Genomic DNA, 9616 nt, shown 5'->3' with positions numbered 1-9616 from the left:
CCTTCGAGAAACTCGAACAGCAGCCAGCCGCCCTCGCCGTCCTTCAGGCCGTCGGCCAGCAGCAACGGCGTGGTCATGCCTTGGGCGGCGAGCAGCTTCACGCCGTTCAGCTCGCGCTCAAAGTGCCGCGCCGCCTTGCTGCCCACCAGCAGCTTGGCCAGCACCGGGCGGCCACGCCACACACCGGCGCCGACATAGCGCTGCCCCGGCAGCACCCGCAGCAGGCTGAGCAGTTGCAGGTCCGCCGGCCCCGCCGCATCGGCGAGCGACACCGTCAACGGCAGTTGCGGCGTACGTCCGGCATCCTTCAGTTCGGACAGCTGCATCAGCGGGTCTCCTTGCGGCTGCGCCGTGCGGTCAGGCGCGTGACCCAACTGTCGACCAGCGATGCGTCGGCCGGCTGGTCGAGATAGGCCGCCAGCAATTCGCGCAGCTGCGCCTCGCTCCACTCCGGCGCTCGGCGCAGCAAGGGCTCCAGATCCTTGACCCGGTCACGCAGGCCGAACAGCAGCGGACGGGTCTTCTCCAGGTCGATCAACTGCGCCTGAAACGCTGCGCCGTCGGCCTTGAGGAAAATATGCTTGGGGTAGAAGCAGCCGTGCACCTGGCGCCTGCCGTGCAGATGACGGGCCAGTTGGCCGCAGGCCTTGAGGATGGCCGACTGCTGCGCAGCGCCCAGGTCCGACCAACGCTGCAGCAGCGAATCGAGGTCGTCCCAGCCGTCGAGGGCGCGGGTCAGCAGGATCGCGCGGACTTCGCCGTTGACCTTGCGCGCGCCGAAGAACGCCGCCTGCAACGCCGGGATGCCGAGCTGGCGGTATCGGCTGATGTTGCGGAACTCGCGGGCGAACGTCGGCTCGCCGAACGGCGCGTGCAGCGTGCGGGTCAGGTAGTTGCTCTGGCGCTTGAGGTAGTAGCCGCAGCCCTCCAGCTCCAGCCTGAACACGCTGCTCCAGCCGCCGCCGTCGGTGTTCGGCTCGTCCACCGCATCGAGCTGCTTGGACCACAGCGCCTCGAAGGTGCCCAGCCCGTGGCGCTCCAGCAACGCACGGTCTTCAGCGGCCAGAAAATCAGTCATTCGCGTCCCTCGAAAAATCTCACCACGTGACGGATCCGTTTCTTGTCGGCGGCGTTGAGCCGGTCACGCTGACGGTATTGCAGGTAGAAGCGCAGGCGCTGGGTGTTCGACAGGTGATACTTGGCCACCTTGTCGAGGCAGGCCAGATCCTTGGTGATCCGGTACTTGAGCCAGAAGCCGCGCCAGAAGTCGCCGTTGGGGCAGTCGATCAGGAACAGCTGCGCCTGGTCGTCGATCAGCAGGTTGCGCCACTTCAGGTCGTTGTGGGTGAAGCGGTGGTCGTGCATCGTGCGGGTGTACACCGCCAGTTGCCGGCTGATGCCGTCGACCCAGGCGCGGTCCTTGAGCTTGGGATCGTTGCGCTCGGCCAGCGCCGAAAGGTCTTCGGTGCGCGGCAGCTCGCGGGTGATCATCGCCCCGCGGGCGTAGGCCGCACCGCGACGCTCCAGGCCCCAGGCCACCACTTCGGCGGTGGGGATGCCCCACTTGGCGAAGCGCTTGAGGTTCTGCCACTCCATCTTCACCCGCGGCTTGCCGATGTAGCGGCGCAAGCCCTTGCCGGCGCCGGAGTAGCGTTTGACGTAATAGTTGACCCCGTCCCGCTGCACGCGGATGACCTCGGACAGCGGATCCCGGGTCAGGCGCTCGCCCTGAAGGGCGAACACCGCTTCGAGGGAGCCGAAGTCTGCGCTGAGGTCGCGGTAAGTCGGCTCAAGGTTCCAACCCGCCATCAGAGCGCATCCCCGTAACGTTGCTTGCGTGCGTAGAGTTTGTTGGCCTTGCCCTCCAGCCAGCTCAGCAGCGGCGCCTCTTCGGCGAGGATCCGGCGCAGCGGCTGCTGGAAGTAGCCCTTGAGGAAACGCAGCTTGTCGCGGCGGGTCAGGCCGATGTCCAGCGCGGAGAAGTACAGCGCCGCCAGATCCTTGTTGCGCCAGCGCCGGGTGATGGCAGGACGGGTCTGGGCACGGTGCAGGTCGATCACCGACAGCTTGAGGTCACCGGCGGTGACCGGTCGGTCGGTGTGCAGCAGGAAGTGGCAGATGTAGCAGTCGCGGTGGTTCACGCCGGCGCGGTGCATCATGCCGGTCATCCGCGCGACCTCGGCGATCAGCGCACGCTTGAGCGCAGGCTGCGGCGGCTGCCGGACCCAGTCGATGCTGAAGTCTTCGAGGCTGACGGTCGGCGCCAGCTCTTCGGTGACGATGAACGAATGCTGGTCCGCCGGGTTGCTGCCTTTCTCGCCGTAGGCGACGGCGGTCATGGTCGGCACGCCGACCTGCTGCAGACGCTGGATGGCTTGCCATTCCTGGCCCGCGCCGAGCACCGGCAGCTTGGCGGTCAGCAGGTTCTTGAAGATCTCGCCCCAGCCGATGCCCCGGTGGATCTTGACGAAATAACCGTTGCCGTCGACTTCCGTGCGCAATGTCCGGCGGGCTTCCAGCTCGCGGTAGACCTCGCCCTTGAGCCCTTCGACCTGCGCGAACGCATCGCGGCCGGCCCACAGGCTCTTGAACGGTTCAGCCAGCATCAACTTCATTTAAGCGTGCTCCGCCAGAATCACATCGGCCGCGTGCTGCGGCATGCTGTACAGATCGGCCGTCCCGGCGAAGGCCACGCCGTTGCGGCTCCAGGCCGCCCGCGCCGAGGCGTCGCCGAGCATGTCGGCCAGGTAGCGGGTCAGTTGCGCCTGGTCGAACGGCTCGTCCAGCACCCGCCCGGCGTCGGCCTCGGCGATGTAGTGGGCGTAGCCGCAGACCGCGCTGACCAGCACCGGCAGCCCGGCCACCAGGGCTTCGAGCAGCACCGTCCCGGTGTTCTCGTTGTACGCCGGGTGGATCAACAGGTCGGCGCCCAGCAGGAAACGCGGGATGTCGCTGCGCCCCTTGAGGAACGTCACGTTGTCGCCCAGGCCCAGGGTTGCGCTCTGCATCTGGAACAATTTGGGGTCATCCTGGCCGATTACAAACAGCCGGGTGCGTTTCCTCAGTTCCGCCGGCAACGCGGCCAGCGCCTTCAGGCTGCGGTCGACGCCCTTGGTCTTGAAGCCGGAGCCGATCTGCACCAGCAGCAGGTCGTCGTCCGCCAGGTTGAATTCGGCGCGGAAACCGGCGCGGATCTCGTCCGCATCCGCCGGGCGCCGACGGTCCTGGGCGATGCCCGGCGGCAGCAGGTGGAAGCGTTCCACCGGCGTGCCGTAATGCTTGATGAACAGCGGCTGCTGCACTTCGGAAATCATCAGCACTTCGGTTTTCGCATCTTTGGCGAACACCGCCCGCTCGTACTCGGCGAAATGGCGGTAGCGGCCCCAGCGGCGGTACAGCGAATGGCGCAGGTTCTGCGCCTTGTCTTCGAAGCAGCCGTCGGCGGCGTAGTAGACGTCCAGCCCCGGCATCTTGTTGAAGCCGATCAGGCGGTCCACCGGGCGCTTGGCCAGGTCCGCCTCCATCCAGGCGCTGAGCTTTTCGTTGCGCCGATGGTTGAACAGCGCCTTGACCGGCGCCACCAGCACCTCGAAACCGGGCGGCACGTCGCCTTCCCAGATCAGGGTGTAGACGCGGATCGAGTGGCCGCGCTTCTGGCATTCGAGGGCGATGCGCATGAAGTCGCGCTGCAGGCCGCCGAACGGGAAATACTTGTACAGGACAAATGCCAATTGCATCAGCGCAGCTCCTCAGCCATCAACAACGTGCTCAGTCGGCTGGCGACACGCTCGGGGTTCACACGCGTGAAGCACAGGGGCGACTCGCGTTTCAGGTCGAATTGACGGGCGTCTTCGGCCGTCGGTTGGTAGGTGCATTTCTTTTGCAGGCACGGCGCGCAGGGGAAATCGCTGCCCAGGTGGATCTGCACCTTGCCGTAGGCGCCGGTCAGGCCGGGGTTGGTCGGGCCGAACAGCGACAGGGTCGGCACATCCAGCGCGGCGGCCAGGTGGCCGAGGCCGGTGTCCACCGCCACGCAGGCCTGGGCGCCGGCCAGCACCTTGCCGACACCGGCCAGGTTGAGCTTGGGCAGCACCTCGGCGTGCCTGAAGCCGGCGGCGATGCGCTCGGCCCGGGCCTTCTCCAGCGGATTGCCCCACGGCAGCTTCACGCCGACACCGAGGTGGCCGACCCGCTCGGTCAGCTCGCGCCAATAGGCTTCCGGCCAGTGCTTGGTGTCCCACGTGGTGCCGTGCAGGAACACCACGTAGGCGCTCTTGCGCGGCAGCTCGACCAGGCGCTCGACATTGAGGCCGTAGTCGCCCAGGCCTTGGGGCAGGTCATAGCCCAGGGCGATGGCGAACAACTGGCGCACCCGCTCGACCGCGTGCTGACCACGGGCCACCGCCAGCTTGCGGTCGTAGAACCGCGCCGCGATCGGCTCCCGCGCCGAGCCCTTGTCCAGGCCCGCCACCGGGGCCTTCACGTAACGGGTCAGCCAGGCGCTCTTGAGCAGGCCCTGGGCGTCGATCACCAGGTCGTACTTGGCTGCCCGGACGCTTTGCTTGAAGCGCTTCCACTCGCCGCTCTTGACGGTTTGCCAGAGGTTCTTGCGCCAGCGGCGGATCGCCACCGGAATCACTTTGCCCACGGCCGGATGCCAGCTCGGGATTTCGGCGAAGCCTTCCTCCACGACCCAGTCGAACTTGATGCCGGGGATCGCCCGGGCCGCGTCGGTCAGCGCCGGCAACGCATGGATCACGTCGCCCAACGATGAAGTCTTGATCAGCAGTACCCGCAACTTAATGAACCTCGACCACATTGCCCTGCAAACGCAGCAAGGCGTCGTTCACCGCATCCGGCATCAGTTGGCGCAGGCAGTTGTAATGGCCGAACCGGCAGGTGCGGTCGAAGCACGGACTGCAGTCGAGGCCCAGCCGCACGATTTCCACCTGATCGGCCAACGGCGGGGTGAAGCCCGGCGACGTCGAGCCGTAGACCGCCACCAACGGACGGTTCAGGGCAGCGGCTACGTGCATCAGGCCCGAATCGTTGGACACCACCGCGTCGGCGCAGGACATCAGATCGATGGCCTCGGCCAGCGACGTGCCGCCGCTGAGGTTGACCGACTCCTCGCGCAGGCCCGGAATCAGCCGTGCGCGGATGTCTTCGCCGACCGCGTGATCGTTCTTGGAGCCGAACAGCCAGACCTGCCAGCCCTCGCGGATCCGTGCCTCGGCGACCTTGGCGTAGTGCTCGGACGGCCAGCGCTTGGCTTCGCCGAACTCGGCGCCGGGGCACAGCACCAGCACCGGACGGTCGAGGGTCAGGCCGAACTTGGCCAGCGCCGCTTCGCGGGTCACCGGGTCGATCTGCAGGCTCGGGCGCGGATAGGGCTTGGGCAGTTCGGCGTTCGCGTCATGGGCCAGCGCCATGAAGCGCTCGATCATCAGCGGATAGCGTTCCTTGTCCAGGGTGCGCACGTCGTTGAGCAGGCCGTAGCGGAACTCGCCGCGCCAGCCGGTGCGTTTCGGGATGCCGGCGAAGAACGGCACCAGCGCCGACTTCAGCGAATTCGGCAGCAGGATCGCCTGGTCGTACTGGCCGGCCAGGGACTTGCCGATCCGCCGACGGGTCGCCAGCTCCAGCACGCCATGGCCGAGCGGGAAGCTCAAGGCCTGGCGCACCTCTGGCATGCGCTCGAGGATCGGCCGGCTCCACTCGGGGGCCAGCACGTCGATTTCGCACTGCGGATGACGCTGCTTGAGACACTGGAAGAGTGTCTGCGCCATCACCATGTCACCGACCCAACTGGGCCCAACGATCAGAATATTCATGTGGTATCCAAAAACGAACCGGGGAGGCATCACGCCTCCCCGCCTCGAGGTTCACTGCGGGAGTGCAGCGGCCTGCGATGGGTCATGACCTTCGACATCGCTGTCGACAGTGACTCCGCTTTCGCGGGCAAGCCCGCTCCCACAGGGTTGTTTGTCTTGCCGTGGATCTGCGTTGACCGCAAATCCGCTGCGGGAGCCGGCCTAACGTCCGACATCGCTGTCGCCAGCCACTCCCGCAGGGTATTCAATGTGGCGACAGGGCGGTGTCAGCTCAACCCCAGCCCGCGCCAGATCCGCATCACCTGCCGCCGTTCGTCCGCGAACTGGTCGCCCGGTATCACCCCGGCCTCCTTCTGCAAGGCCTGCCGGTGGGCGGCGGAGCGGTAGGCCTTGTAGGCCTCGCGCAGCAGCGCGGCGTCTTCGACGGGCATCAGCCCTTCGTGCTCCAGCTCTTCCAGGATGCGGATGTTGTCCGTCCAGCGCAGCAGCGGCGGGTGTTTCTGCGACCACGCCAGGGCCGCGTATTGCACCATAAATTCAATATCGACGATACCTCCGGCGTCCTGCTTGAGGTCGAACGGCGCCGCGGCCTCGAAGGCATTTGCCCCGGTGCCGGCGGCGGTGGCCTTGCTGCCGAGGTTGTCGCGCATCTTGGCGCGCATCTCGCTGACCTCCTGGCGCAGCGTCGCCGGATCCCGCGCCTTGCCCAGCACCTGGGCGCGCACGCCTTCGAAGGCCTGGCCGACATCCTGGCTGCCCACCAGCACCCGCGCCCGCACCAGGGCCTGATGCTCCCAGGTCCAGGCTTCGTTTTCCTGATAGCGGGCGAACGCCCCCAGCGAACTCACCAAAAGGCCGGACGCCCCGGACGGCCGCAGGCGCATGTCCACCTCATAGAGCTGGCCGGAGTTGGTCTGCGCCGTCAGCAGGTGAATGATCCGCTGACCCAGCCGGGTGAAGAACTGCGCGCCGTCGATCGGCTTCGGCCCGTCGGTCTCCGCCTGCGGGTCGCCGTCATGGATGAACACCAGGTCCAGATCCGAACCATGCCCCAACTCGATGCCGCCGACTTTCCCGTAACCGACAATGATGAAGCCGGGATCGCACAACGTGCCGTCGGTGCGCAGCGGCGTGCCGTACTTGGCCACCGTCTGGCGCCAGGCCAGGGCCAGCACCTGCTCCAGGATCGCTTCGGCCAGCCAGGTCAGGTAATCGCTGACTTTCATCAGCGGCAGGCTGCCGGCGATTTCGGAGGCCGCGACACGCAGGCGGTGCGCCAGCTTGAAGTGGCGCAGCGCTTCCATCTGCTGTTCGAGGTCGTCTTCCGGGATCCGGGTCAGGCGCTCGCGCAGCTCGGCCGCCAGCTCCGGAGCCAGCGGCGGCTTGAACAGCCGGCCCTCGTTGAGCAGTTCGTCCAGCAGCAGCGGGAACCGGGTGATCTGCTCGGCGATCCACGGGCTGGCGGCGCACAGGGTCAGCAGGCGGCGCAGGGCGCCGGGGTTTTCCGTCAGCAGCACCAGGTACGCCGAACGCCGGGCCACCGCCTCGACCAGCGGCAGCACCCGCTCCAGCACCAGGTCCGGATTGGCGTGTTCCACCGCCTGGGCCAGCAGACGCGGAATGAAGGCATCGAGACGCTCACGCCCCAAGCGCTGCATCGCCCGCAGCTGGGCGCTGCCGCGCAGGTTCGCCAGCGCCTTCAGCGCCTTGGTCGCGTCCGTGAACCCGGCCTCTTCCAGCTGACGGCAGGCGGCCTCTTCATCCTGGGCCTCCTCCCACAGCGGCAGCCATTCGCCGCCGACCGCCACTTCGCTCGGGGCGCCCTCTTCCTCGTCCGGATCGGCGATCACCTGGGCGAAATGCCAGGCCACCCGGTCGCGCCAGAACATGAGCTTTTCGTGGAAGGCGTCCCAATCGGCGAAGCCGAGCATGAAGGCGATGCGCGCCTGATCCTGGGCACCGTCCGGCAGCATCTGGGTCTGGCGGTCGGCGATCGCCTGGATGGCGTGTTCGGTGTAACGCAGGAACAGATAGCCTTCGCGCAACTCGCTGACCACCGCCGGCGGCAGGTAACCCTGCCCCTCCAGCGTGGCCAGCACCTTTAATAGAGGACGCTGCTGCAGGCTGAGGTCGCGGCCGCCGTGGATCAGTTGGAAGGCCTGGGCGATGAACTCGACTTCGCGGATGCCGCCGGCACCCAGCTTGATGTTGTCGGCCATGCCCTTGCGCCGCACTTCCTGCTGGATCAGCTGCTTCATGGTGCGCAGGGCTTCGATGGCGGAGAAGTCCAGGTAGCGCCGGTAGACGAACGGACGCAGCATCTCCAGCAGCTGCGCGCCGGCCGCCTGGTCGCCGGCCACCACCCGCGCCTTGATCATCGCGTAGCGTTCCCAGTCGCGGCCCTGATCCTGGTAGTACTGCTCCAGCGCATTGAAGCTCAGCACCAGCGCCCCGGACGAGCCGTAGGGACGCAGGCGCATGTCGACGCGGAACACGAAGCCGTCGACGGTCATCGGATCGAGGGCCTTGATCAGGCGCTGGCCGAGGCGGATGAAGAATTCCTGGTTGTCCAGCGGCCGCTTCACGCCGACGGTCTCGCCCCCTTCGGGGTAGGCGAAGATCAGGTCGATGTCGGACGACAGGTTCAGCTCGACCGCGCCGAGCTTGCCCATGCCGAGGATGACCATCGGCTGCGGCAGGCCGCTGCGCCGGCCGGTGGGCGTGCCGAACTGGGTGCAGTGACGCTCGTACAGCCATCGGTAGGCCTGGTCGATGCAGGCGTCGGCCATGTCCGAAAGATCGCGGCAGGTCTGCCCCAGGTCGGCCTGGCGGGTGATGTCGCGCCAGATGATCCGCACCTGATGCCGGGCGCGCTGGCGGCGCAGGACGCGCCCCAGTTCATCGTCGGTCTGCGCGGCGCTCACGGCGTCGGCGATCTGGGCGCACAGCTCGCCGGGGGCGAACGGCCGATCCAGTTCGCCGCCGCTCACCAGCGACAGCAACATCAAAGGGTCACGCAGGCTCTGTTCAATGACGAAGTCGCTGGCCGCCGTGACGCGGGCGAATTGTGACCAGCGCTCGGGCGTCCAAGTCGAAAGGCCATGGTCGTCGTCCAGGACGCCGACGGCGGCACGGAACGACTGCTCGGATCGGCTGACCAACGGCAGGAGAATGGCGGGCAGTTCGGCAAGCGCAGGCAGGGTCATGGTCTATCCTTGATCGGCGTATAAATGGCCGTTTGTAGTGATGATTGAAAAACCGCTACGCGAAGGACTGTCGAACAAAAGTGAGAAATAGCTGATATTTCTTCTTCTTTGGCAGCTAACATCAAGCCTTCACCTTTTTCAGATGGAAAACGACCAACCTTAACGATTATTCTCACAACGCAGTCCGAGGCCATAAGCCTTTCATCTGTAGTTTTACTACTCGTCTATACATCCGGGAGGCTGAAATGCCGGATGATTTGTAGTAAAACTACACGCCGCCGGAACAACCTGTCGGCAATCCAAGAATTTTAAATCGTCTGCCCACAAGGCCAGTCGCAACTCAGGCAACCGATTCTGGAAGCCTTTCCGCCCTGGAGCAAGCCATGCAAGACCTCGATCCCGTCGAAACCCAGGAATGGCTGGACGCCCTGGAATCGGTTCTCGACAAAGAAGGCGAAGACCGTGCTCACTATCTGATGACCCGTATGGGCGAACTGGCGACCCGCAGCGGCTCGCAGCTCCCTTACGCCATCACCACGCCTTACCGCAACACGATCCCCGTCACCCACGAAGCCC

9 protein-coding genes and 1 pseudogene are annotated in these 9616 nt (G+C 66.2%); 1 reads left to right on the top strand and 9 read right to left on the bottom strand.

What is annotated here, in order from left to right:
• From ACIP0B_RS26940 to ACIP0B_RS26900, 9 genes and pseudogenes are all read right to left on the bottom strand, one after another.
• Nucleotides 1–326, bottom strand: a pseudogene (locus ACIP0B_RS26940) (serine/threonine protein kinase); the annotation flags it as partial.
• Nucleotides 326–1078: a lipopolysaccharide kinase InaA family protein gene (locus tag ACIP0B_RS26935; RefSeq protein WP_400837903.1), complete on the bottom strand. Its 753-nt coding sequence runs from the start codon at nt 1076–1078 to the stop codon at nt 326–328. The pseudogene ACIP0B_RS26940 and the gene ACIP0B_RS26935, both read right to left, overlap by 1 nt.
• Nucleotides 1075–1809, bottom strand: coding sequence for a lipopolysaccharide kinase InaA family protein (locus ACIP0B_RS26930; protein ID WP_085585307.1), 735 nt, complete (start codon nt 1807–1809; stop codon nt 1075–1077). The genes ACIP0B_RS26935 and ACIP0B_RS26930 overlap by 4 nt, the downstream gene beginning before the upstream one ends.
• Nucleotides 1809–2615 carry a lipopolysaccharide core heptose(I) kinase RfaP gene (gene rfaP, locus ACIP0B_RS26925; protein WP_400837900.1) on the bottom strand — a complete coding sequence of 269 codons (807 nt, stop codon included), beginning with the start codon at nt 2613–2615 and terminating at the stop codon, nt 1809–1811. Before rfaP ends, ACIP0B_RS26930 begins: the two co-directional genes overlap by 1 nt.
• On the bottom strand, nt 2616–3737 hold the full coding sequence (locus tag ACIP0B_RS26920; RefSeq protein ID WP_400837897.1) for a glycosyltransferase family 4 protein: 1122 nt from the start codon (nt 3735–3737) through the stop codon (nt 2616–2618).
• Nucleotides 3737–4798 carry a lipopolysaccharide heptosyltransferase I gene (gene waaC, locus ACIP0B_RS26915; protein ID WP_400837894.1) on the bottom strand — a complete coding sequence of 354 codons (1062 nt, stop codon included), beginning with the start codon at nt 4796–4798 and terminating at the stop codon, nt 3737–3739. Before waaC ends, ACIP0B_RS26920 begins: the two co-directional genes overlap by 1 nt.
• Nucleotide 4799: 1 nt before the next feature.
• Complete coding sequence (gene waaF, locus ACIP0B_RS26910; RefSeq protein ID WP_400837891.1) at nt 4800–5834, bottom strand: lipopolysaccharide heptosyltransferase II; 1035 nt, start codon at nt 5832–5834, stop codon at nt 4800–4802.
• Nucleotides 5835–6100: 266 nt separating this feature from the next.
• Entirely contained in the window at nt 6101–9040 is a 2940-nt protein-coding gene (glnE, locus tag ACIP0B_RS26905; RefSeq protein ID WP_400837888.1) for a bifunctional [glutamate--ammonia ligase]-adenylyl-L-tyrosine phosphorylase/[glutamate--ammonia-ligase] adenylyltransferase, read from the bottom strand.
• Nucleotides 9037–9216, bottom strand: a complete 180-nt coding sequence (locus ACIP0B_RS26900) for a hypothetical protein (RefSeq protein ID WP_400837885.1) — start codon at nt 9214–9216, stop codon at nt 9037–9039. Before ACIP0B_RS26900 ends, glnE begins: the two co-directional genes overlap by 4 nt.
• Nucleotides 9217–9423: 207 nt before the next feature.
• Here ACIP0B_RS26900 and ACIP0B_RS26895 point away from each other — a divergent pair.
• Nucleotides 9424–9616: hypothetical protein (locus ACIP0B_RS26895; RefSeq protein WP_400837882.1), on the top strand; the 193-nt coding region annotated here is incomplete at its 3' end.

The sequence above is a fragment of the Pseudomonas sp. NPDC089534 genome (genome assembly GCF_044749305.1).
GTDB classification, from domain to species: domain Bacteria; phylum Pseudomonadota; class Gammaproteobacteria; order Pseudomonadales; family Pseudomonadaceae; genus Aquipseudomonas; species Aquipseudomonas ekonensis.
Note: the sequence above shows the minus strand (reverse complement) of the source record. Positions and strands in the feature narration are given on the sequence as shown.

Bases quoted from the DNA above. Each gene is read 5' to 3' on its own strand.
- ACIP0B_RS26935 (WP_400837903.1), bottom strand. From the start codon at position 1,078: ATGACTGATTTTCTGGCCGCTGAAGACCGTGCGTTGCTGGAGCGCCAC.
- ACIP0B_RS26930 (WP_085585307.1), bottom strand. From the start codon at position 1,809: ATGGCGGGTTGGAACCTTGAGCCGACTTACCGCGACCTCAGCGCAGAC.
- rfaP (WP_400837900.1), bottom strand. From the start codon at position 2,615: ATGAAGTTGATGCTGGCTGAACCGTTCAAGAGCCTGTGGGCCGGCCGC.
- ACIP0B_RS26920 (WP_400837897.1), bottom strand. From the start codon at position 3,737: ATGCAATTGGCATTTGTCCTGTACAAGTATTTCCCGTTCGGCGGCCTG.
- waaF (WP_400837891.1), bottom strand. From the start codon at position 5,834: ATGAATATTCTGATCGTTGGGCCCAGTTGGGTCGGTGACATGGTGATG.
- glnE (WP_400837888.1), bottom strand. From the start codon at position 9,040: ATGACCCTGCCTGCGCTTGCCGAACTGCCCGCCATTCTCCTGCCGTTG.